The organism is Rhizobium sp. P2_G2 (assembly GCF_056403555.1).
The window spans coordinates 156975-178885 of the sequence record NZ_JBFUFF010000006.1; the positions used below are offsets into that span (position 1 = coordinate 156975).

18 protein-coding genes are annotated in these 21911 nt (G+C 61.5%); 8 read left to right on the forward strand and 10 right to left on the reverse strand.

Annotation, left to right across the window (positions count from 1 at the left end; all coding sequences use genetic code 11):
• Positions 1-4: 4 nt before the first annotated feature.
• A complete protein-coding gene (locus AC1D06_RS07860; RefSeq protein WP_477985820.1) occupies positions 5-1426 on the reverse strand; it encodes an amidase in 1422 nt (473 codons plus the stop codon).
• 92 nt (positions 1427-1518) lie between these two features.
• Here AC1D06_RS07860 and AC1D06_RS07865 point away from each other — a divergent pair, with 92 nt between their 5' ends.
• On the forward strand, positions 1519-2301 hold the full coding sequence (locus AC1D06_RS07865; RefSeq protein ID WP_477985821.1) for a helix-turn-helix transcriptional regulator: 783 nt from the start codon (positions 1519-1521) through the stop codon (positions 2299-2301).
• Between the two features lie 30 nt (positions 2302-2331).
• On the opposite strand, the gene AC1D06_RS07870 is transcribed toward AC1D06_RS07865, so the two are convergent.
• Complete coding sequence (locus tag AC1D06_RS07870; RefSeq protein ID WP_477985822.1) at positions 2332-3663, reverse strand: APC family permease; 1332 nt, start codon at positions 3661-3663, stop codon at positions 2332-2334.
• Between the two features lie 502 nt (positions 3664-4165).
• Between AC1D06_RS07870 and AC1D06_RS07875 the strand changes: the two genes are divergently transcribed.
• From AC1D06_RS07875 to AC1D06_RS07890, 4 genes are all read left to right on the forward strand, one after another.
• Positions 4166-5236, forward strand: coding sequence for an enoyl-CoA hydratase/isomerase family protein (locus AC1D06_RS07875; RefSeq protein WP_477985823.1), 1071 nt, complete (start codon positions 4166-4168; stop codon positions 5234-5236).
• Positions 5237-5252: 16 nt separating this feature from the next.
• Complete coding sequence (gene mmsB / locus AC1D06_RS07880; RefSeq protein ID WP_477985824.1) at positions 5253-6140, forward strand: 3-hydroxyisobutyrate dehydrogenase; 888 nt, start codon at positions 5253-5255, stop codon at positions 6138-6140.
• Between the two features lie 207 nt (positions 6141-6347).
• Positions 6348-6794 carry an SRPBCC family protein gene (locus AC1D06_RS07885; protein ID WP_477985825.1) on the forward strand — a complete coding sequence of 149 codons (447 nt, stop codon included), beginning with the start codon at positions 6348-6350 and terminating at the stop codon, positions 6792-6794.
• 67 nt (positions 6795-6861) lie between these two features.
• Complete coding sequence (locus AC1D06_RS07890) at positions 6862-7920, forward strand: adenylate/guanylate cyclase domain-containing protein (RefSeq protein ID WP_477882045.1); 1059 nt, start codon at positions 6862-6864, stop codon at positions 7918-7920.
• Between the two features lie 13 nt (positions 7921-7933).
• Here the strand turns inward: AC1D06_RS07890 and AC1D06_RS07895 are convergent, their stop codons facing one another.
• From AC1D06_RS07895 to AC1D06_RS07920, 6 genes are read right to left on the reverse strand one after another with little or no spacing between them, the layout of a single operon-like run.
• The gene (locus tag AC1D06_RS07895; RefSeq protein WP_477985826.1) at positions 7934-9529 is read right to left on the reverse strand and encodes a GMC family oxidoreductase; all 1596 of its coding nucleotides are present in this window, start codon (positions 9527-9529) and stop codon (positions 7934-7936) included.
• Positions 9530-9533: 4 nt separating this feature from the next.
• Positions 9534-10493 (reverse strand): branched-chain amino acid ABC transporter permease, encoded by a 960-nt coding sequence (locus AC1D06_RS07900; protein WP_477985854.1) that lies wholly within the window; start codon positions 10491-10493, stop codon positions 9534-9536.
• Between the two features lie 31 nt (positions 10494-10524).
• Positions 10525-11412: a branched-chain amino acid ABC transporter permease gene (locus AC1D06_RS07905; protein ID WP_477882048.1), complete on the reverse strand. Its 888-nt coding sequence runs from the start codon at positions 11410-11412 to the stop codon at positions 10525-10527.
• Complete coding sequence (locus AC1D06_RS07910) at positions 11409-12110, reverse strand: ABC transporter ATP-binding protein (RefSeq protein WP_477985827.1); 702 nt, start codon at positions 12108-12110, stop codon at positions 11409-11411. The genes AC1D06_RS07905 and AC1D06_RS07910 overlap by 4 nt, the downstream gene beginning before the upstream one ends.
• 1 nt (position 12111) lies before the next feature.
• On the reverse strand, positions 12112-12873 hold the full coding sequence (locus AC1D06_RS07915; protein WP_477985828.1) for an ABC transporter ATP-binding protein: 762 nt from the start codon (positions 12871-12873) through the stop codon (positions 12112-12114).
• 36 nt (positions 12874-12909) lie between these two features.
• On the reverse strand, positions 12910-14115 hold the full coding sequence (locus tag AC1D06_RS07920; RefSeq protein WP_477882053.1) for an ABC transporter substrate-binding protein: 1206 nt from the start codon (positions 14113-14115) through the stop codon (positions 12910-12912).
• A 313-nt stretch (positions 14116-14428) separates the two neighbouring features.
• Between AC1D06_RS07920 and AC1D06_RS07925 the strand changes: the two genes are divergently transcribed.
• On the forward strand, positions 14429-15850 hold the full coding sequence (locus AC1D06_RS07925) for an RtcB family protein (RefSeq protein WP_477985829.1): 1422 nt from the start codon (positions 14429-14431) through the stop codon (positions 15848-15850).
• A 32-nt stretch (positions 15851-15882) separates the two neighbouring features.
• On the opposite strand, the gene AC1D06_RS07930 is transcribed toward AC1D06_RS07925, so the two are convergent.
• Both AC1D06_RS07930 and adh read right to left on the reverse strand, forming a co-directional pair.
• Positions 15883-16233 carry a DUF779 domain-containing protein gene (locus AC1D06_RS07930; RefSeq protein ID WP_477882057.1) on the reverse strand — a complete coding sequence of 117 codons (351 nt, stop codon included), beginning with the start codon at positions 16231-16233 and terminating at the stop codon, positions 15883-15885.
• A gap of 191 nt (positions 16234-16424) precedes the next feature.
• Positions 16425-17933, reverse strand: a complete 1509-nt coding sequence (gene adh, locus AC1D06_RS07935) for an aldehyde dehydrogenase (RefSeq protein ID WP_477985830.1) — start codon at positions 17931-17933, stop codon at positions 16425-16427.
• 548 nt (positions 17934-18481) lie between these two features.
• On the opposite strand from adh, the gene AC1D06_RS07940 reads away from it, so the two are divergent.
• Positions 18482-19525, forward strand: coding sequence for a polyamine ABC transporter substrate-binding protein (locus AC1D06_RS07940; protein WP_477985831.1), 1044 nt, complete (start codon positions 18482-18484; stop codon positions 19523-19525).
• On the forward strand, positions 19512-21878 hold the full coding sequence (locus AC1D06_RS07945; protein ID WP_477985832.1) for a putative bifunctional diguanylate cyclase/phosphodiesterase: 2367 nt from the start codon (positions 19512-19514) through the stop codon (positions 21876-21878). The genes AC1D06_RS07940 and AC1D06_RS07945 overlap by 14 nt, the downstream gene beginning before the upstream one ends.
• The last annotated feature ends 33 nt before the right edge of the window (positions 21879-21911 follow it).

A 21911-nucleotide genomic window follows, 5' to 3' on the forward strand; every position in this document is an offset into this window, starting at 1 on the left:
TGTTTTACATCGCGTCTGGTCGAGCGAAACGCGCCTCAAGTGCAGCACCAAAGCCCAGAACCTCTTCGTCGGCGAAACGTCTGCCGACAAGCTGCAGGCCGACCGGCAAGCCGTTGGTCGCGCGGCCGACCGGAAGCGACAGCGCCGGCAACTGCGGCAGCATGTTGAACGGACAGGTCAGATCCAACCCCTTGAACCGCCCATCCGGCAGGTCGACGACATAATCATCGTCGGTTTCGGTCACCAATGGCGCGGTGATGGCGCAGGTCGGGCAAAGCAGCGCGTCGTAATTCTCGAAAATCCCGGCCATGTCGCGCCACATGGCGGTGCGTAGCAGTTCCACCCTTTTATATGTCGTGGCGTTGAAGCTCAGGCCGCGCTCGATCATCGAGACGACGTTCGGATCCATGCGGTCGCGATGAGTTGTGATCGTGTCGCCGAAATAGGCCGACATGAACACGCACCAGAGATCGAACCACTCGTCATTGACGGCGCGCGACCAGTGCATCGGCACCTCGTCGACGATCGCTCCCGCCTTGCGCAATTCGCCCACGGCATTTCGGATCGACGCCTCGACCTCGGGCTGGATGTGATAGTAACCGAGATCCATCGACAGCGCGAACCGCCGTCCCTCGACGCTTCGCGCCACCTTGGCGGAATCGAAGCCTATCGGAAGCGAGGAGATGTCCTCATCGCTCGGACCGCAGGCAACCGTCATGAAGACCGTCGCATCATCCACGCTGCGCGCCAGCGGCCCGAAATGCGAGATATTGTCGAACACACTCGGCAATATGGTCATCGGGATACGCCCGAGGCTGGGCTTCAGCCCGACCGTGCCGCAGAAGGCGGCCGGAATGCGCACCGAGCCGCCCATATCCGTGCCCTCGGCGAACGGCACGACGCCGGTGGCCACCGCCACCGCCGAGCCGCCGGAAGAGCCGCCGGAAGTCCGTTGCGGATCGATCGGATTGCGCGTGATGCCCCAGCGGGGGCTGTTGGTGAAGCTCGAATAGGCGAATTCCGGTGTCGTCGTCTTGCCGATCAGGATGGCGCCGGCCGCTTGCAAACGGCGGATGCACAGCGCGGTTTCCGTCGGCACCCAATCGCCTTTGGTCCACGAGCCCAATGTCGTCACGTCGCCCGCAGTCGGTGTCAGGTCCTTGGCGGCGAAGGGCACTCCAGCCAGCGGTCCGACCGTTTCGCCGCGTGCGATCTTCGCATCGGTTTCACGCGCCGTAGCAATCGCCTTTTCTTCGCGGATAAGAGCGAACGCGTTCAACGTGGCATTGATCGCCCGCGCCCGGCTGAGCGATTCACCGATCACCATTTCGGCGGTGAACGCCCCCGCCCGGATGCCGCGGGCGATCTCGGTTGCCGGCAGGTCGAGCGGATGTCCGGCTTCGGTCGTGGTCATCGGCTTGTTCATAAGCTCATCCCGTCATTCGATTGTTGCATTTCCCACCGAAAGCGCGCTTGCTGCAAGAGCCGCCGCGCACCAGACCTGCCCAGAGACAACCAATGCATTCCGCCCCAAAACCGCCGCGCCGGACGCCTACCTTCGACGCTTGGAACGCAGCGCTTGCGCATGCGGCAAATGCCATCGGCGCGCGCGGCTTTCCGGATGCCCTGGCTTCGGCGCTCCGCCTGATCTCGCCGTTCCAGATGATGAACGGCTTCATTTATTCCCCCAGTGGCCACGCCTTCGATCTCTACAATGAGAAGATCGTCGCCGATCGGTCGATCATCGTCGACCGCTATGTCGCCGGCGCCTTCCTGCTCGACCCGTTTTACGATGCCGTCAAGACGGACGGAACGGAGCGAATGATTGTCATGCGCGATATCGCACCTGACGATTTCCAGCAGACCGAATATTACCGGCTGCATTACGCGACGACCGAGATCATCGATGAGATCGGCTTCGTCCTGCGGCTCGAACGCGAGTTCATCGCGGTCCTGTCGCTGTCGCGCACCGGCCATGCGCCGCTGTTCTCCGATGGCGATCTCGATCAACTGAGAGCGGCCTGTCCGATCGTCTGTGCATTCGGCGAACGCCATTGGCGCCATGTGCCCAGCCTGTCGCTGGAAATCAAGAACGCCGCGCCGGCGGCCCGGATCGAACATCCCCTGTTGACCAAACGCGAACTGGAAATTGTGACGCTGATCCTCAAGGGGCATTCCAATCTCTCGCTCGCCGCCGTGCTCGGACTTTCGATGAATACGGTCAAGGTCCACCGCCGTCAGATCTACGCCAAGCTCAACATTTCCAGCCAGGCGGAGCTGTTCCGCGTGTTCATGGCGTGAGGCCCGGCCGAAACCGGGCCTCGCTCGCTCTCACTCGGCGAAATCCATTTCGGGAGGTGCAGCCTGGAAGAAGCGGGTCAGGTAGGCGAGATAGGCGATGCCGATGACCAGCCAGACCAGACCCAGGATCTTGGCATTGCTATCGAGATTCCACAGCAGGAACAGGTCGCAGACCGCCGCCAGCGCCGGGATAACGAGGCCGACGATGGCGCCGAGCGGCTTCACCTGGCCGTCACCCCTGAGATAGAGTGCAATCACCGAGATATTGACCGCGGTGAAGGCCAGGAAGGCACCGAAATTGATGAATGACGTGGAGGTCGTGACGTTCATGGTCAAAGCCAACAGGCCGACAATACCCACCAGCACCAGGTTAAGCAGCGGTGTATGCCATTTGGCATCGAGTTTGCCAAAGAAGCTCGACGGCAGCACGTTGTCGCGGCCCATGGCATAGAGCAGGCGGCCGACGCTGGCCTGGGCGGCGAGACCGGAGGTGAACTGCGCCACGACCAGCGTCGCCAGGAAGATGGTGACGAAGACATCGCCACCGATCGCCTTGGCGATCTCGGTTGCAGCGGCATCGACCGATGCGAATGTGCCGCCGGGATGGGCAAGCTGGGTGAAATAGGCGGAGACGACGAAGATCAGGCCGCCGGCCAGCGCAGTGATGAGGATCGCCAGCGGCATGGTGCGCTTGGCATCCTTGGTTTCCTCGGTCAGCGTCGAGACCGCATCGAAACCAAGGAAGGAATAGGCGGCGAGTGCTGCGCCAGCGATCGACGCCGAGAACGGCACGCCGGTGGTGAAGAACGGTTTTGCGGAAACCAGGCCGCCAGGACCATTGGCCGCAATGACATAACGAGCCGCCAGGAAGACGAAGGCAACCAGGATCGCCAATTGCACGACCATCAGGATCAGATTGACGCGATTGGCAAAGGCAATGCCGACGACATTGACGACGGTCGTCAGCAGGATGAAGCCGATGATCCACACCCAGGCCGGGATCGTCGGAAAGGCCGAGGTCAGGTAGGCCGCACCGATCAGCCAGATCACCATCGGCAGGAAGAAATAATCGAGCAGCACCGCCCAGCCGACGAGAAAGCCGATGCTGGGGCTGATCGACTTGCGGGCATAGGTATAGGCAGATCCGGCGACGGGATAGACCCGCGCCATGACACCATAACTGATGGCGGTGAGCAGGATTGCCCCAGCAGCAACCAGATAGGACATGGCCGTCGTGCCCTGACTTGTCGAGGCGAGCGCCCCGAACGTGCCGAAGACGATCATCGGCGTCATGTAGGCCAGGCCAAAGAGCACGACGGACCAAAGTCCGAGCGTGCGGTCGAGTTTCACAGGATTCGTCATGGTGTTCGCCTCTTCGCTCCATTTATTATTGTGACGAAAACATGACGGAAGACGCCCGGGCCGAACATAACCCCAAGGTACTATCCCGGTGGCGAGCAGGGTGACGGCATTTGACGCGAAGACCCCTCGCCAACCTACAGGGTCGAGCCAATCGTCTCGACCTGTTCTTCGGATCCCAAGGGGGCGGGGCTTAACCGGCCGGCTGTACAGCTGAAAGCACTGTCGCGATGCCAGGCGTCGATACGACGAACGGCGATCTCATGTTCACTGTTCAACAATGCTGCCAGCCATTGCCGCTAAGGGCGCCGAGGTTGTTTCCTATCCATTTATGCGCCCGCCCCAGCAGGATCACTTCGCCACTGTTGACGCCTGCCCTTCTCGGAAAAGCTCTTCGCGGACAGGAGATGCGCCTATCGATCAAATTTGCAGCTTGTCATAGCCTATGGCCATCGCGGCACACATGCGTCATCATCGCCTCATATGTGGCATGAAAGGAACCGGAATGCTCCTGCAAGGCGACGAACGAGCCGAAATCCTTGTTGGCAAGTCGGGTTCGGTGGGACATATCAGCCTCAATCGGCCGAAAGCGCTCAACAGCCTGACACTCGGCATGGTGCGCGGGGTCGAGACGGCGCTCGATTCTTTCGAGACAGATCCCGGCGTGGCGCTCGTGCTCGTCACCGGCGAGGGCGACCGGGGGCTCTGCGCTGGCGGCGATATTCGGATGATCTATGAGAGCGGCAAAGCCGGCACGCCGCTCGCGGAGACTTTCTGGCGCGAGGAATATCGTCTCAACAGCCGCATCGCCCGTTTTCCGAAACCCTATGTCGCGATCATGGACGGCATCGTCATGGGGGGCGGTGTTGGTATTGCCGCACACGGCAGCCACCGGATCGTTACCGATCGGACGAAACTCGCCATGCCGGAGACCGGTATCGGCTTCTTTCCCGATGTCGGCGCGACCTGGCTGCTGTCGCGGCCCAACCGCGAATGGGGCACCTATCTCGGCCTGACCGGCACGACGGCCAGCGCCGCCGCAGCACTCGCCGCCGGATTGGCCGACTGGCATGTGCCGCATGCGCGGCTGGAGGCTTTGGCGACAGCACTTTCCGCCTTGCCGGCAGGCAGTTCGTCCGACCAGATCAACGACGTCATTGCCGAATTTTCAACCCCGCCTATACCGGATGTCACGGAGGACATGCGCGCGGTCGTCGAAGACGCCTTTGCCCGCCTCACTGTTGAAGACATCATTGATGCTCTCGCTTGGACATCGGGCGAATTTGCCGCCTCCACCGGTGCTCTCCTTACCACCCGCTCGCCGACCTCGATGAAAGTCACGTTGCGGCTGCTCCGGCAAGCACGCACGAGCCAAAACCTCGACGACTGCCTGGCAATGGAATTCGCCGCCACACATGCCGTGCTGAAAAGCCCGGATTTCTACGAGGGCATCCGGGCCGCGGTGATTGACAAGGACCGCAATCCGAAATGGGCGCCTGGCGCGCTGGCCGAGGTCGACCAGAATGTGATCGATTCCTATTTCGCACCGCATCCGCGCCCACTTTTCGAGCAATGACAAGGGAGGACATCAAATGGCGACCATAGCTTTCATCGGTCTCGGAAACATGGGTGGGCCAATGGCCGCCAACCTGGTCAAGGCAGGGCACACAGTGCGCGGCTTCGATCTCTCTGAGGCCTCGCGCAAGGCTGCGGCCGACGCGGGTGTCGCCGACACCGGCTCGCTCCCCGACGCTGTCAGTGATGCCGACATCATCATCACCATGCTGCCGGCGGGCACGCATGTCGTCGCGGTCTGGAGCGAGCTTGCCGGCCTCGTCCGGTCCGGCATGCTGATGATCGACTGCTCGACCGTGGATGTCGCGAGCGCCCGCAAGGCGCATGCGATCGCCGCAGATACCGGCTGTGCTTCGCTCGATGCGCCGGTCTCCGGCGGCACCAGCGGTGCGGCAGCCGGAACGCTGACCTTCATGTGCGGCGGCGCCAAAGATGCCTTTGATCGCGCCGAGCCGGTTCTCGCCCAGATGGGCCGGCGCATTATCCACTGCGGCGAGGCCGGCACGGGCCAGGCGGCCAAGATCTGCAACAACATGATCCTCGGCATCAGCATGCTCGGCGTCTGCGAGGCTTTCGTGCTCGCCGAAAAACTCGGCCTGTCGCATCAGGCGCTGTTCGACGTCGCCTCCACCTCATCAGGGCAATGCTGGTCGCTCAACACCTATTGCCCCGTGCCAGGCCCGGTGCCGACCTCACCCGCCAATAACGGCTACAAACCCGGCTTCGCCGCGTCGCTGATGCTGAAAGACCTTCGCCTCTCGCAACAGGCCGCCATGGCGACGGGCACGACGACGCCGCTCGGCGCGCAGGCAGCACAACTCTACAGCCTGTTCAACAATGACGGCCATGGCAGCGAGGATTTCTCCGGCGTCATCAATTTCATCCGCGGCGGTGCGGCAAAATAGGGAGCAGTGTGACGGTTTTTGCTCGTTCGTCGCCCGGGCAACCAGGTTTCCCTTCAGGCGACGCCGTGGTAATGAAAACAGTGCCTATCTCAGGCGCCGCGATGTGCAACACGGCTGCAGATCGGCACCCGGACACTTCGCCGCCGGCGAGACATGATCCGTTCCAGGCTTGCTCCGGGCAAGCCGTGGCAACGACGGGAGAGACCGATGCCAGAAGACCTTGTCGTCCGCCGCGAAGCGCATATTTCCGCACCGCCCGCTGCAGTGTTCGCGCTGCTCACCGACCCTGAAAAAATCCTGAGCTGGATGGGAACGGAGGCCGATCTCGACCCTCGGCCTGGAGGATTGTATCTGCTCAACGTCACCGGCAAAAAATTCGCTCGCGGTTCTTTCCGGGAAGTAGTGCCGGTGCACCGCCTCGCCTACAGCTTCGGCTGGGACGGCGACGAGGAGGTGCCGCCGGGTTCGGGCTTGGTCGAAATCGACCTGACCGAATTGCCTGACGGTACGCTGCTCCGCCTGACGCACAGCGGGCTGCCCAATGCCGAACAATGCGCCAACCATGCAAAAGGCTGGGCGCACTATCTCGGCCGCCTGACCGAGACTGCTGCAGGCCGCGATCCGGGGCCTGATGTCGTCCCCGGCAGGCATTAGAGCATGTCTAATGGTTTTTCGAGCGTGACGCGGTGACAGCCGCTGATTGGCATGGCATGGTCGCGGCATGGATCTGCCCGCGCCTCTTGCCTGGCTGGTGGACGAGGCCGGCGCCTCATCCAGCCCCGAACAATTTTTGGCTCAACTCGGCGGCTTGCTGCTGGCCGATGGCTTGCCATTGGCCGGCGGGGCACTCAGCCTCGCCGTACCGCATCCGATCATCGCCCGCCGCACCTGGCTTTGGCGGGCGAACACCGGCGCGGTGATCGAGGCGCTGGGCTTTGCCGGCAATCCGCTCAGCCAGGCCGGGCGCGACTGGCTGGCAGGGATCGGTGCGGTGCAGACTGACACGACGCCGCGGACTTCGGATGGCGCCATGCTGGAATGGGCCTGGGCCGGCCCGGTCGGCGCCGCCGAGATCGATCGGCTGCGTCAGGCGACCCGTTTCGCTGCCACCCCTTTGGCGGCTTTGACCGCACGTGCCGCTCTGACCGCACTGCTCGAAGCCTATCTCGGCCGGCGCAGCGCCGCCCGTGTGCAGGCCGGAGCGCTGAGCCGCGGCAGCGGCGAGACCATCCGCGCCGCACTGCTATGTGCCGATCTGCGTGATTTCACCGCGCTGTCCGAGGTGACCCAACCGGACGCGATGATCGCCAATCTCGACGCCTGGTTCGACCGCGTCGCCGGCGCGGTACATGCCTTCGGCGGCGAAGTGCTGAAATTCATCGGCGATGGCGTCTTGGCGATCTTCCCGGTCACCGGCACGCTTGGCCAAGCCTGTGATGCCGCCTTGCGCGCCGTTGCCGCCGCCCGGGCCGGCATGGCTCATCTAGACACGGTACGGCGCGCCGAAGGGCTGCCACCGCTGCCATTCGGCGCCTCGCTACATTGCGGCGAGATCCTGTGGGGCAATATCGGCGCGGCCAACCGGCTGGATTTCACCGCCATCGGCCCCGCAGTCAACCTGGTCAGCCGGCTCGAAGGCCTGTGCAGGCCGCTCGGCCACAACGTGCTCGTCTCCGGCGCGGTCGCGGCGGAGACGGCGATGCCTTTGATCCCATTGGGTGAGCACAAGCTGCGCGGCATAGCCGAACCCTGCGCGGTCTACACCTTGCCGGAGAATTGAACCGGTCGCGATGTCACCGATTGTCGGCCAGGATCATCGCCGCCGCCTTTTCCGCAATCATGATGGTCGGCGAGTTGGTATTGCCGGATGTGATGGTCGGCATCACTGAGGCGTCGGCGATTCTGAGCCGGGCAAGCGCCCGCAATCTCAGGCGCGGATCGACGACGCTCTCACCATCGGCGCCCATGCGGCAGGTGCCGACCGGATGAAAGATCGTGGTGCCCACGTCACCCGCAGCGCGTGCCAGCTCTTCGTCCGTCTCGAAGGCCGGCCCGGGCTTGAACTCCATCGGGTTGTAGCGTGCGAAGGCCGGCTGGGCGGCGATCCTGCGCGTCAGCCGGATCGAACGGATGGCAACCTGGCGATCCGCTTCGGCCGAAAGATAATGCGGCCGGATCGCCGGCTGGATGGTGAAGTCGGCGCTCTTCACATGTACCGAGCCGCGGCTTTCGGGGCGGAGATTACAAACGCTTGCCGTGATGGCCGGAAAGCTGTGCACCGGCTCGCCAAAACGCTCCAGCGACACCGGCTGAACATGATATTCCAGATCGGGCGTCTCCTTCTCCGGTCCGGAGCGGGTGAAGATGCCGAGCTGGCTCGGCGCCATCGCCATCGGCCCCGAGCGGCGCAACGCATATTCGAGCGCGATCATCGCCTTGCCCGTCAGCCGGCTGGCTTTCTCGTTGAGTGTCGGAATGCCCGTCACCTTATAGGCCAGACGCAGCTGCAGATGATCCTGCAGATTCTCGCCGACGGCTCTGACTTCGGCTGCCACATCAATGCCTGCCTGCTGCAGCACCTCACCGCGGCCAATCCCCGAGAGTTCGAGAATGTGCGGAGAGCCGATCGCACCGGCCGACAGCACGGTTTCCTTCCTCGCGGCGAACTGCTTCATCATGCCGTCATGGAGAACTTCGACCCCAGTGACCGCGCCGTGTTCGACTAAAAGCCGCCTTGCCTGCGCCTTGGTCAGCACCGTCAGATTGCCGCGCTTCATCACCGGCCGGAGAAAGGCTTTGGCCGTGTTCCAGCGGATTCCGGACCGCTGGTTGACGTCGAAATAGCTGGAACCATCATTGTCGCCGCGGTTGAAGTCGTCGGTTTTCGGTATGCCGGCCTCGTAGGCGGCCTGCTGGAAGGCGTCGAGAACAGCCCAGCGGACACGGGCTTTTTCGACGCGCCACTCTCCGCCGGAGCCGTGCATCGCATCGGCGCCGCGATAAAAATCCTCCGAGGCGCGGAAATAGGGCAGCACGTCGTCCCAGCCCCAGCCTTGGCAGCCGAGCTGCCGCCAGTGGTCGTAGTCGCGCGACTGGCCGCGCATATAGATCATGCCGTTGATGGAGGAGCAGCCGCCCAGAACCTTGCCGCGCGGATAGCCGATGGCGCGACCGTTCAGTCCCGCTTCGGTCTCGCTGGTAAAACACCAGTCGGTACGGGGATTGTTGATGCAATAGAGATAGCCGACCGGGATATGAATCCAATGGTAATTGTCGCTGCCGCCCGCCTCCAGTAGCAGCACGCGATTGCCAAGATCCTTCGATAGGCGGTTGGCGAGGACACAGCCGGCGCTGCCCGCGCCGATGACGATATAGTCGTATGTTTCCATTGCATTACCGCCGGTATTGGAAGCCGAGCCAGCGGCCGACCCTGGAAGCGTAGAACTCGCCGATGATACCGCGCCGGAACAGGAGCACGCAAACCATGAACACCACGCCGGTGATGATCGTCACCGGAAATTCCGATGTCGCCAGATAGTTTTCCAGCGACCCAACGAGACCGGCGCCGACAATCGGACCGACCATCGTGCCGATGCCGCCGAGCAGAGTCATCAGGATCACTTCGCCAGACATCTGCCAGGCGACATCCGTCAGCGTCGCGAACTGGAAAACCAGTGCCTTGACGGCGCCGGCAAGCCCCGCCACCGCCGCCGACATGACAAAGGCGCCTAGCTTGTAGCGCGCCACCGAATAGCCGAGTGAAATGGCGCGCGCTTCGTTGTCACGGATCGATTTCAGGATCATGCCGAAGGGCGAATTGATGAAACGCCAGATCACGCCGATCCCGATCAGGAAGACCGCCAGCACGAAGAAATACATGGTGAGCGGCTGATCGAGGTCGATGAAGCCGAACAGGTGCCCCCGCGGCACCGACTGGATGCCGTCTTCGCCCTCGGTCAGCGGCGACTGCACGCAGAAGAAATAGAACATCTGCGACAGCGCCAACGTGATCATGGCGAAATAGATGCCCTGGCGGCGGATGGCGAGGAAGCCCATCACCAGGCCGAGAAAGGCAGCGCCGGCGGTACCGAGCAGGATCGCCAGTTCCGGCGGCAATCCCCAGGATTTTACTGTGTAGGCCGTGATATAGGCCGCGCCGCCGAAGAATGTCGCATGCCCGAACGACAGGAGACCTGTATAGCCGAGCAGTAGGTTGAAGGCGGCGGCAAACAGCGCGAAGCAGAGCAGCTTCATCAGGAAGACGGGATAGAAATAATAGGGCGCGATCAGCAGCAGGAGGAGCAGGATGATGATCAGCGCAGGCTGCACGTAGCTGGTCCTGCGTTTGTCCATGCCTGCGGCCGCAATGGAGTTTTCCGTCATCCTACACATCCCGCCCGAAAAGGCCCGCGGGCCGGACAAGAAGCACCACGACCATGATGACGAAGATCACGATATTGGATGCCTCCGGATAGAAGACTTTGGTCAAGCCCTCGGCAATACCGAGCACATAGCCGGTAACGATCGCGCCCAGCATCGAGCCCATGCCACCGACCACGACCACGGCGAAGACGACGATGATGATATTCGATCCCATCAGCGGCGACACCTGATAGATCGGTGCCGCCAGCACGCCGGCAAAGGCCGCGATGGCCGCACCCAGCCCATAGGTCGCCGTCAGCAGCACCGGCACATTGACGCCAAAAACCTGCACCAGCAGCGAATTCTCCGTCGCGGCCCGCAAGTAGGAACCGAGCTTGGTCTTCTCGATCAGGAGCCAGGTGCCGATGCAGACGACGAGCGACATCGCCACCACCCAGGCGCGGTAATTGGGCAAGAACATGAAGCCGAGATTGGTGCCGCCCATGAGCGCAGCGGGCGCCGCATAAGGCTGGCCGGAAGAGCCATAAATGTAACGGAACGTGCCTTCGACCGCCAGTGCCAGGCCGAAGGTGAAGAGCAGACCGTAGAGCGGATCGAGATCATAGAGCCGGCGCAGGAAAAGGCGTTCGACGGCCGCGCCGAGCACGCCGACGATCAGCGGCGCCAGGATCAGCGACAGCCAGTAGCCGATGCCGAGATAAGCGAGCAGCAGATAGGCAACGAAGGCGCCGAGCATATACTGGACGCCATGAGCGAAATTGATCACCCGCAGCAGGCCGAAGATGATCGCCAGCCCCAGGCTGAGCAGCGCATAGAACGAGCCGTTGATCAGCCCGATCAGCAACTGGCCGAGGAACGCTTGGATGGGAATGCCGAAAATCATCGTCATACGCCCAGCACCTTGTGCAATGTGTCCATGCGCGCCGGCAGATCGGCGACCGGAAACTCCGCCACCGTCCGCCCATGGTCCATCAGGTAGAACCGGTCGGCAATGCGGCTGGCAAAGCGGAAATTCTGCTCGACCAGCAACACGGCCATGCCGCGCTCCTTCAGCATCTTCAAAACCTCACCGATGCGCTGGATGATGACGGGCGCAAGGCCCTCCGTCGGTTCGTCCAGAATGAGCAGCCGCACGCCGGTGCGCAAGATGCGGGCAATCGCCAGCATCTGCTGTTCGCCACCCGAAAGCCGCGTGCCCGGACTGTTGCGCCGGTCATGCAGATTGGGGAAGAGCTCGAATATCTCGTCGACCGTCATGCCGCCCTTGGCGACCACGGGCGGCAGCATCAGGTTCTCTGCGACCGAAAGCGTGGCGAAGATGCCGCGCTCCTCCGGCACGAAACCAATGCCGTGACGGGCGGTGCGATGCACGGCGACCCGCATCATGTCGGCGCCACCAAAAATGATGCGACCCTTGCGTTTGCGCACCATGCCGACAATCGAGCGCAGCGTCGTGGTCTTGCCGACACCGTTGCGGCCAAGGATCGTAACCGTCTCCCCCTCGCCGACGCTCATGTCGACGCCGTGCAGGATATGGCTCTCGCCATACCAGGAATTCAGCCCTTGGACATCGAGAAGTGCCGCCATATCAAGCCTCCTCCGAGCCCATATAAGCTTCGCGCACCCGCGGATCCCTGCTGACGCTCTCATAAGCGCCTTCGGCAAGGATCTCGCCGCGTTGCAGCACGGTGACGTGATGGCAGATATCGGCGACCACGGACAAATTGTGCTCGACCATCAGCACGGCCCGGCTACGCGCTACATCGCGGATCAGATCGGCGATCCGGCCGACATCCTCCTGGCCCATTCCGGCCATCGGCTCGTCGAGCAGCAGCACTTTCGGATCAAGCGCCAGCGTCGTGGCGATTTCGAGCACGCGCTTGCGGCCGTAGGACAGATCGGCGGCGATCACGTCGCGTTCCACGGTCAACCCGACCGCCGCGAGAAGTTCCTCGGCGCGATCATCCAGCAAGCGCAGCGCCGAAAGCGGCCGCCAGAACTGGTGTGCCAGGCCATTGGGCCGCTGCAACGCCACGCGCACATTGTCGAGCACGCTCAAATGCGGGAAGACAGCCGATATCTGGAACGAACGCACCAGCCCCATCCGCGCCACCTTGTCCGGCGCGAGCCCGGTAATGTCGGCGCCGAGCAGCGTGATCCGGCCCCGCGTCGGCTGCAGGAACTTGGTGAGCAGATTGAAAACCGTCGTCTTGCCCGCGCCGTTCGGTCCGATCAGCGCATGCACGCGGGCATCATATATGTCGAGATTGACGTTCTTCACGGCGGTAAAGCCGCGGAAGTCGCGACGCAGCTCCCGGGCGGACAAGACCACCCGGGACGCGTCATTCACTGCATCAGCCGCGCTAACCATTTGCCGGCTAAGTTTCTACTTGACCAAGGGGCAGCCGCTCTTGGCGGGATCGATATAGGCCTCCTTGCCGGGTATGGTGGCGAGCACGTTGTAATAATCCCAAGGCTGCTTGCTTTCGGACGGTTTCTTGACCTGCAGCAGATACATGTCATGGATCATCCGGCCGTTGGGGCCGACGGTGCCGCCGCGGCCGAACACGTCATCGACAGGCATTTCATGCAGCACCTTGGCGACGGCTTCGGTGTCGTCGGTGCCGGCCTTCTGCACCGCTTTCAGATATTGCAGCACCGCCGAATAGGTGCCGGCATGGATCATGTTCGGCATCTTGCCGGTGCGGTCGAAGAAGCGCTTGCCGAACTTGCGGCTTTCGTCGTCACGATCCCAATAATAACCTTCGGTCAGCGTCAGGCCCTGCGCGGCCTCCAGCCCGAGGCCATGCACTTCGGCGAGCGTGAACAGCAACGCGGCCAGATGCTGGCCACCCTGGGTAAGGCCGAATTCGGATGCCTGCTTGATGGCATTGGCCGTATCGAGGCCGGCATCGGCAAGCCCGACGACCTTGGCGCCGGAGGATTGCGCCTGCAGCAGGAAGGAGGAGAAATCGGTGGTGCTGAGCGGATGCCGCACCGAACCGAGAACCTTGCCGCCATTGGCCGTGACGAAGTCGGTGGTCTGCTTTTCCAGCGAATAGCCGAAGGCATAGTCGGCCGTCAGGAAGAACCAGGTGTCGCCACCCTGCTTGACGAGCGCGCCGCCGGTGCCGACGGCAAGCGCATGCGTGTCATAGGCCCAATGGAAGCCATAGGGGCTGCAGGCCTTGCCGGTCAGGTCTGTGCTGGCCGCACCGGTGATGATGTCGATCTTCTTCTTGTCCTTGGCGATCGCCTGCACCGCGAGCGCCACCGAGGACGTCGTCAGCTCCATGATCGCATCGACCTGCTGGGTGTCGTACCATTGGCGCGCGATGTTGGAGGCAATGTCCGCCTTGTTCTGGTGATCGGCATCGACCAGTTCGATCGGCGCACCAAGCACCTTGCCGCCAAAGTCCTCGATTGCCATCTTGGCAGCTTCGACCGAGGATTTGCCGCCGAAATCGGCATAGACGCCGGATTGATCGTTGAGAATGCCGATCTTGACTTTGCCGTCGGATATGCCGCCGGCGAGGGCTGCCGTCCCGCTTGCAAGCAACAAGGCCAGGGACGCAATAAGGGTATTTCGCATCATGTCTCTCCCAGAGATTTGCGATCGCAGAGTGGTTCACTCACGGACAGCCATGCCCCTCAACACGGCTGCCAAAACCATGATCTGGTAAAACGGTGACCGATGCAAGCGATTGTGCGGCGGATCGCAACCTTTGTTCATGATTGCACAAAGCCTCGGAGCGTCGTGGCTTGCGACAGGCTTTGTGACGGTCTGCGCATCCCGGCGAGGTCGGCGATGCAGCCTCGCCGCCCCAAGCCAGCTACTTTTGCGCGCGGTCGATTTGGTGTATGGGAACGCCGGCCGCGTGCAGAAGCCGCCCAGAGGATTGGTCATGATTACCCAGGATACGCTCCTCGAATGGGGCTTCAAACGGGCAGGATGGCTCGAAGATGCCGTGCGTGAAGCCAATGAAGCGGCAAACGCCGGCATGAGCGAGGCCGACATCCGCGAATTGCTCAGCGCGATGCAGCCATCGCCGGCCGAAATGCAGCCGATGCGGACCAATTCGCTGCCGCTCAGCGACTTTCTCGAAGACAGCGTCGAGAACGAGACCGAACGCGAAAACCATCGCGCCGTCATCGAGCATATGGATATCCTGATGCGCACTCCGGTGGTCACCGCGGCCGCGGTAATGCCCGACGCCTGTCCTTCGGATCGCGCGCCGGGCACAATCCCGATCGGCGGCGTCGTGGCGTCGCGGGCAATTCATCCGGGCATGCATTCGGCCGATATCTGCTGCTCCGTGGCGGTTTCGATCTTCAAGCGCCGCGAAGACGTCGGCAAGGTGCTGGATGCAGCCCAGAAAGTCACGCATTTCGGCGCCGGCGGACGCAAGGATGTGGATGCGCTTCATCCCAAGGAGCTGCATCAGTTGATCGGAGGCTTCGGCGCCAATCCGTTCCTGCAGGGGCTGGAAGACTACGCCAAATTCCATTTCATGACCCAGGGAGACGGCAACCATTTCCTCTATGTCGGCGAGCTCGCTTCGACCGGAGAAATGGCTGTCGTCACGCATCACGGTTCGCGCGGCTTCGGCGGCCAGCTTTACAAGCGCGGCAAGGCCGCCGCCGAACGCCACACGGCGATCCATGCGCCACGGGTCCCCGCGCACAATGCCTGGATCGAACCGGAGAGTGAGCAGGGCGAGAATTATTGGAACGCCCTACAGGTGGCGCGCGAATGGACGAAGCTCAACCACTTCGCCATTCATGACGCGCTGGCAGCAAAACTCGGCATCAAGGTCATGGGACGGTTCTGGAACGAGCACAATTTCGTCTTCCGCAAGTCCGACGGCCTGTTCTACCACGCCAAGGGCGCCACGCCGGCCTATCGCGGCTATGCCGCCGACGCCTCCGGACAGATGCTGATCCCGCTCAACATGAGCCAGCCGATCCTCATCGCCGCGCCGACGGACAGCGCCGACCCTGATGCCGGCATCGGCGGTTTCGCGCCGCACGGCGCCGGCCGCAACATGAGCCGCAGCGCTCATGCCAAACGACTGGCGGCGGAATTCGGCGACGACCGCGGCCTTGGACCGAATGCCATCAAGGCGATCGTTGAGCGTGAAACCAAGGGCATCGACGCGCGCTTCTTCACCGGCGTGCCCGATGTCAGCGAACTTCCCAGCGCCTACAAGAATGCCGACCAGGTCACGGCTGCGATCGAACGGCACAATCTTGCGCGCATCGCCGACACGATCAGGCCACTCGGTTCGATGATGGCCGGCGAGATGAACTGGAACCGCAGGCGGTAATTGCCGCCTGTGTCAAAAAAGCTTGCCGTGCCTTACGGCACCATGCACACATCAGATCGTGTTAAAAACCGCTTCTCCCGACCATTATCGAGCGAGAACATGCCGCCGCGGCCGGGTACGACGTCGATCGTCAGATCCGTCCCCTTCCACACCTCGTATTGCGGGCCGCTGATATAGAACGGCACGCCGCCGATATGGCCGAGCAGCACGTCGCGGTCGCCGACGATGAAGTCATTGGTCGGATAGCACATCGGTGACGAGCCATCACAACAGCCGCCGGACTGGTGGAAGAGAATGTCGGGATAATCCTGCTGGATTTCGCCGATGAGTTCCAAGGCAGCCGGCGTCGCCGTGACGCTGCCAGTGGTAGCCTGGACGGGCATGTCTTCCTCCTCAAACACTTATGGGCTCCCGGCAACGCCGGGAGCCCTTTTGTTTTCGCGGTCTCGGCCCGAAATGGGTCAGGCTGAGTCGAAAATGGTGGCTTCGAGAACCGGAGCGGAGCGTACTTTAACGTACGTGAGCACCGGAAGCGCAGAAGCCGCCATTTGCAGACCAGCCTCACCCATTTCGCTCAGAAGAAGCCGAGGGGCTTGGGGGAATAGCTCACCAACATATTCTTCGTCTGCTGGTAATGATCGAGCATCATCTTGTGGGTCTCGCGACCGATACCGGACTGCTTGTAGCCGCCGAAGGCTGCATGCGCCGGATAGGCATGGTAGTTGTTGATCCACACACGCCCGGCCTGGATGCCGCGGCCGAAATTGTAGCAGCGGTTGGCATCGCGGCTCCAGACGCCCGCGCCCAGGCCATAGAGCGTGTCGTTGGCGATTTCCATCGCCTCTTCCTCGGTCTTGAACGTGGTTACCGACACGACCGGTCCAAAGATTTCCTCCTGGAAGACGCGCATCTTGTTGTTGCCTTCGAACACCGTCGGCTTGACATAGAAGCCGTTCTCCAGTTCGCCGTCGAGCTTGTTGCGCTCGCCGCCGGTCAGCACCTTGGCGCCTTCCTTCTTGCCGATGTCGAGATAGGAGAGGATCTTTTCGAGCTGCTCGGACGAAGCCTGGGCGCCGATCATCGTCTCCATGTCGAACGGATTGCCCTGCTTGATCGCCTTGACGCGCTTGACGGCCTTTTCCATGAACTTGTCATAGATCCGCTCATCGACCAGCGCACGGCTGGGGCAGGTGCAGACTTCGCCCTGGTTCAGTGCGAACATGGCAAAGCCTTCGAGCGCCTTGTCGAGATAATCATCGTCTTCCGCCATGACATCGGCAAAGAAGATGTTGGGCGACTTGCCTCCGAGTTCCAGCGTCACCGGAATCAGGTTCTGGCTGGCATATTGCATGATGAGGCGACCTGTCGTCGTCTCGCCGGTGAAGGCAACCTTGTTGATGCGCGGATTGGAGGCCAGCGGCTTGCCGGCTTCCAGGCCGAAACCGTTGACGATATTGAGCACGCCGGGCGGCAGGATGTCGGCGATCAGTTCGGCCCATACGAGGATGGAGGCAGGCGTCTGCTCGGCAGGCTTGAGCACGACGCAATTGCCGGCGGCAAGCGCGGGCGCCAGTTTCCAGGTGGCCATCAGGATCGGAAAGTTCCAGGGAATGATCTGGCCGACCACGCCGAGCGGCTCGTGGAAATGGTAGGCGATCGTATCATGGTCGATCTCGCCGATCGTGCCTTCCTGGGCTCTGACGCAGGCGGCGAAATAGCGGAAATGGTCGATGGCGAGCGGAATGTCGGCAATCGTGGTCTCGCGCAACGGCTTGCCATTGTCCCAGGTTTCGGCCTGGGCGAGCAGTTGGAGGTTCGCTTCCATCCGGTCGGCGATCTTGTTGAGCATGTTGGCGCGCTCGGTGACCGAGGTCTTGCCCCATTTGTCCTTGGCGGCATGCGCCGCGTCGAGCGCCAGTTCGATATCCTTGTCGCTGGAGCGGGCGATTTCGCAGAGCTTGCCGCCGGTGACCGGCGTGGTGTTGTCGAAATAACGCCCTTCGACCGGCTCGCGCCACTGGCCGCCGATGAAATTGCCGTAGCGGGTCTTATAGGGGGTTTCGAGAATTTTCTGGTGCAGCATGACTTCCTCCCTTGGAAACCGGGCTCTCGCTGAACCCGTGGGCTGCATTGTCGGACGAGTCGGCGAAACGGTCTATCCGGGCGCGAGCGATGAGGCCCTTCCTGTGTCGCAGCATTGATACAGCAGACGCTAAAAAGCGGCCTGGCTGGACGCGGCGGCTGGCCAATCGCGGGGAATTGCCGATGCTCTTCGCCATCGGCACGTCTCTGGGACCGTCTTGAAGGCCAGCAAGCGGCAATGAAGCGACCTCCAGCCAATCGCCGAAGTCGACGTGGCACTCGGAGGTCGCAATCTCAATGTTTCCCCCAGATTGAAAAACCCCCAACAAAAACCTTTCCCCGCCCTGGAGTTAGAGCCGCGTTAAATTGTTGCTGGTAATCTTTTGCCACGCTGTGGCCCAGCGGCGGCACGAGTGGTCGGGCATCAGGGGGCAAAGCCGCCACTCTATTGGCGTAGGCTTGCGGTCGGATGCGCGAAATACACGGAACGCCAAACGGTTCTTGCCGGGATGATGTGGTGTTCTGTTGTGACCTGTCGGAGATGCCGTTTTGAATAAACTTCTTGCTCTTGGCATATTCGTGATCGCTGTGGTCGCGCCGGCGGCGTCATACGCCGAGACGCTCAACCTGCTTATCTGGGAAAAGTATATTTCGCCGAAGGTTTTGGAACATTGGACGGCGGAAACAGGCAGTTCCGTTCGGCAGATTTATTTCGATAGCGGTGATGATCGGGACCGCCTTCTTGCCGATCCGAAGAACGACATCGATCTCGCGATCCTCAGCGAAAATGTCACAAGCCTCTATTCGCGAAACGGCAAGTTGATGGAAGTGTCCGACAAGACCGTACCGTCGGCGAAGAATTCCGTTCCAAGATGGCGGGAGCGATGCGCGGGTTATGCCGTTCCTTATTTCTGGGGCACGCTCGGCATTGTCTACCGTACCGACAAGGTCAAGACACCGCCGACATCGTGGAACGATCTTCTCAAGCCTTCCGCCGACATGTCCGGTCACATTGCAATGGTGACAGGCTATGACGATCTCCTGACGCCGGCATTGATCCTGGCGGGAAAATCCGTCAACTCTGCGGACCCGGCAGACTTGAAAAACGCCTTCGAGCGGCTGAAGGCCCAGTCGCCCTTCGTCAAGACCTACGACTATATCATCACCTCGTCGCAAAATGCGACCGATGGCAAGGACCTCTACATGGCGCTCGCCTATAGTGGCGATCAGTTCGTGCTTGCCAGCACCTCTTCCCTGCCGTGGAAATATGTGCTGCCGAAGGAAGGCAGCGTTCTCTGGGTGGATTGCCTGGCGGCGACGGCGGGTTCGAAGCGCCGGGAGCTCGCAATGAAGTTCCTCGACTTCATCAATCGGCCGGACATTGCTGCGGAGAATGCGACCTACCTGTCGATGCCGACCACAAACGCGGCGGCCATTCCATTGCTCTCCGCGGCGATCAAGAACGATCCGCAGATTTTCCCGCCGGAAGACGTGGTCAAGGCCAGCCAGTTTTACCAGGAATATCCGGCGTCGGCGCTGCAGTTGCGAAAACGGATCGTTAGCGCGGTTACCAATATCCATGACGCTCAGTAGGCGCGCACTCATCGTCATTCTGCCGGTCATCCTGATAAGCAATGTCCTGCTTGCTCTCTCGGTGTATTGGATAGAAAGAAGAAGCATAGAACAGGCCGAGATCGCCCGTCTGTCGCGCCAGATGGAGCGGTTGGAAGTACTTTTTGACCGTGATCGCGACTTCACGCGCAACCTGGTCTTCCTCATGCAGGCCGGCGATGCGATCCGAGCGTTCGTGCAGGAAGCCGATCAAAGTTTTCGAGCCACCGCGATCGGCGTCAGCGTGCAGGATGGCATCGAATTCTTCTCGAAAAGCTCAAACCGCTTCGTCTCGTTTGCAATCCTCGAAAGCAATCAAAAGGTCGATTATTATTTCGAGAAGAGCGACGACCCCTTCGCCACCATCCGCGCCATTCAGCTTGAGATGGCAAAGCGGTTGATGCAGGGTGCCGCGCTGCAATCCGATAACCTTGTGAATGATGAAGACGGGCCGCTTTTGATTCATTCCGAACTCGTCGATCGCACCACCATGTCCAAGCCACTGGCGACGCAGAAGGATTCCGCCTTCATCGTGCAGTCGGCCGTCCGGCCTCAAGACTTCATCCGCATGAAAACCGAAATGGAGAAGGACTACGGCACCGCTGTCATCCTTGCTCCGACGATAGAGCAGAAAAATGGTGTTTTCACCGCCGTCGGCTCGCTGCTACCCAATCTCAAGATGGGGCTTCGCCTCAAGGACTCTTATCTGGCGGCACGTTTTCAACCCTTGAAAATAACCTTGGCCGCGGGCTGCCTTACTCTCAGCTTCGGGTCGATCGGACTTCTTCTCTTCCTGATCCGGCGTACGGTCACGGGACCGATCTCGACCCTGGATCGCCAGGTGACCGACGTGCTTTCCGGGCAACGGCAGAGCTTTGGCCAAACAAAGAGCGGCGGTGAAATCGATCGCCTTTCGATGAATATCAAGACGCTGCACGACAAAGCCCTGGACAATCTCGAGAAAGTCCAGGTCGCCTCCTGGACCGACGTGCTGACCGGCATCAGCAATCGCCTGCACTTTTCGCTTCTCGGCGAGCAGGTGGTCGAGACCGCACAAGGCTCCGGTCAAAAGCTGAGCCTTATGTTCATCGATCTCGACAACTTCAAATTCATCAACGACACATTCGGGCATGCGGTCGGCGATCAGGTTCTGCAGCAATTCACCGCGATATCCCGGGATATTCTCGACCGGCGCCAGGCTGCCCCTGCGGACAGAGCCCCATTGTTTGCACGCCTGTCGGGAGACGAGTTCGCCGTCCTGCTTTGGGAAGGCGAAGAGGATGCCGGTGCGCTGGCGACCGCAAATCAGTTCATCGACGCATTTGGCAATGGGATAAGTGTTGGCGAGGAGAGCTATCCCGTGTCGGCAAGCATTGGTGTCGCCTGCTTTCCCGCCGATGCCCAATCCTTTACGCAACTGATTTCCTGCGCCGACAAGGCCATGTATCATGCCAAAGCGGCAGGCAAGAATGGCGTGATGCGCTATTTGCGGGCATTTGCCGATTCCGATGTGCGGCTCGAACAGATCAAGGTCGAACTGCAGCAACTCGATCCGGACGTGGAATTCTCCCTCGTCTACATGCCGATCGTTTCCCGCGAAGGCTCGGTCGAAAAGTGCGAGGCGCTGATACGCTGGACGTCGCCCCGCCTGGGAGTGGTTTCGCCCGGCGAGTTCATCCCGATCGCAGAAGCAAACGCGCTGTTTTCCAAGATCGACAAATGGGTTCTGCACAAAGCCGTCGGCGACCTGCCGGCGCTGCAGAAGATTTTCGGCGAGCACCTCATCTTGAGCGTGAACATCTCGACCGCGGAACTGAGTTCCAGCGCCATCGTCAAATGCGGCCTCGAGGCGATCGAACGTCACGGCGTTTCGGCGTCCTCGGTCGAAATCGAACTGACCGAAACATTCGCGGTCAAGGCTCCCGCCAAGGCGAAGCGCGTCGTTCAGGACCTGAAGCAGGCCGGCTTTGGAATCGCGCTCGACGACTTCGGCGCGGGCTATACGTCGCTGAAGCAAATTCTCGAATTTCCGCTTGACACGGTGAAACTCGACCGCGAAATGGTCATGAAAATCCGCGAGCCGGGCGGCATGCGAACGATAGCGGCCATCGTCGATCTGTGCCATTCGCAGAACTGCCTGGTGGTCGCGGAAGGCGTCGAGGACAAGGACATACTGGCCTCGCTCTCGCTGGCACGGTGCGACTTGTTTCAGGGCTTTGGCATATGCAAGCCAACGCCCCTCGCGGAGCTTTTGGCCAGTCACACGCGCAACCAAACGCACCGCTTCGTCCGGCAGGCCGGCGACGGTATGGTCAGAACTTCGACAGATCGTTGACGGGCCAGGGAGCATCGGCCAGTTTGAAGGAAG

Bases quoted from the DNA above. Each gene is read 5' to 3' on its own strand.
- mmsB (WP_477985824.1), top strand. From the start codon at position 5,253: ATGGCGACCATAGCTTTCATCGGTCTCGGAAACATGGGTGGGCCAATG.
- AC1D06_RS07945 (WP_477985832.1), top strand. From the start codon at position 19,512: ATGACGCTCAGTAGGCGCGCACTCATCGTCATTCTGCCGGTCATCCTG.
- AC1D06_RS07890 (WP_477882045.1), top strand. From the start codon at position 6,862: ATGGATCTGCCCGCGCCTCTTGCCTGGCTGGTGGACGAGGCCGGCGCC.
- AC1D06_RS07905 (WP_477882048.1), bottom strand. From the start codon at position 11,412: ATGACGATGATTTTCGGCATTCCCATCCAAGCGTTCCTCGGCCAGTTG.
- AC1D06_RS07865 (WP_477985821.1), top strand. From the start codon at position 1,519: ATGCATTCCGCCCCAAAACCGCCGCGCCGGACGCCTACCTTCGACGCT.
- AC1D06_RS07920 (WP_477882053.1), bottom strand. From the start codon at position 14,115: ATGCGAAATACCCTTATTGCGTCCCTGGCCTTGTTGCTTGCAAGCGGG.
- AC1D06_RS07925 (WP_477985829.1), top strand. From the start codon at position 14,429: ATGATTACCCAGGATACGCTCCTCGAATGGGGCTTCAAACGGGCAGGA.
- AC1D06_RS07885 (WP_477985825.1), top strand. From the start codon at position 6,348: ATGCCAGAAGACCTTGTCGTCCGCCGCGAAGCGCATATTTCCGCACCG.
- AC1D06_RS07860 (WP_477985820.1), bottom strand. From the start codon at position 1,426: ATGAACAAGCCGATGACCACGACCGAAGCCGGACATCCGCTCGACCTG.
- adh (WP_477985830.1), bottom strand. From the start codon at position 17,933: ATGCTGCACCAGAAAATTCTCGAAACCCCCTATAAGACCCGCTACGGC.
- AC1D06_RS07870 (WP_477985822.1), bottom strand. From the start codon at position 3,663: ATGACGAATCCTGTGAAACTCGACCGCACGCTCGGACTTTGGTCCGTC.
- AC1D06_RS07930 (WP_477882057.1), bottom strand. From the start codon at position 16,233: ATGCCCGTCCAGGCTACCACTGGCAGCGTCACGGCGACGCCGGCTGCC.
- AC1D06_RS07900 (WP_477985854.1), bottom strand. From the start codon at position 10,493: ATGGACAAACGCAGGACCAGCTACGTGCAGCCTGCGCTGATCATCATC.
- AC1D06_RS07895 (WP_477985826.1), bottom strand. From the start codon at position 9,529: ATGGAAACATACGACTATATCGTCATCGGCGCGGGCAGCGCCGGCTGT.
- AC1D06_RS07910 (WP_477985827.1), bottom strand. From the start codon at position 12,110: ATGGCGGCACTTCTCGATGTCCAAGGGCTGAATTCCTGGTATGGCGAG.
- AC1D06_RS07875 (WP_477985823.1), top strand. From the start codon at position 4,166: ATGCTCCTGCAAGGCGACGAACGAGCCGAAATCCTTGTTGGCAAGTCG.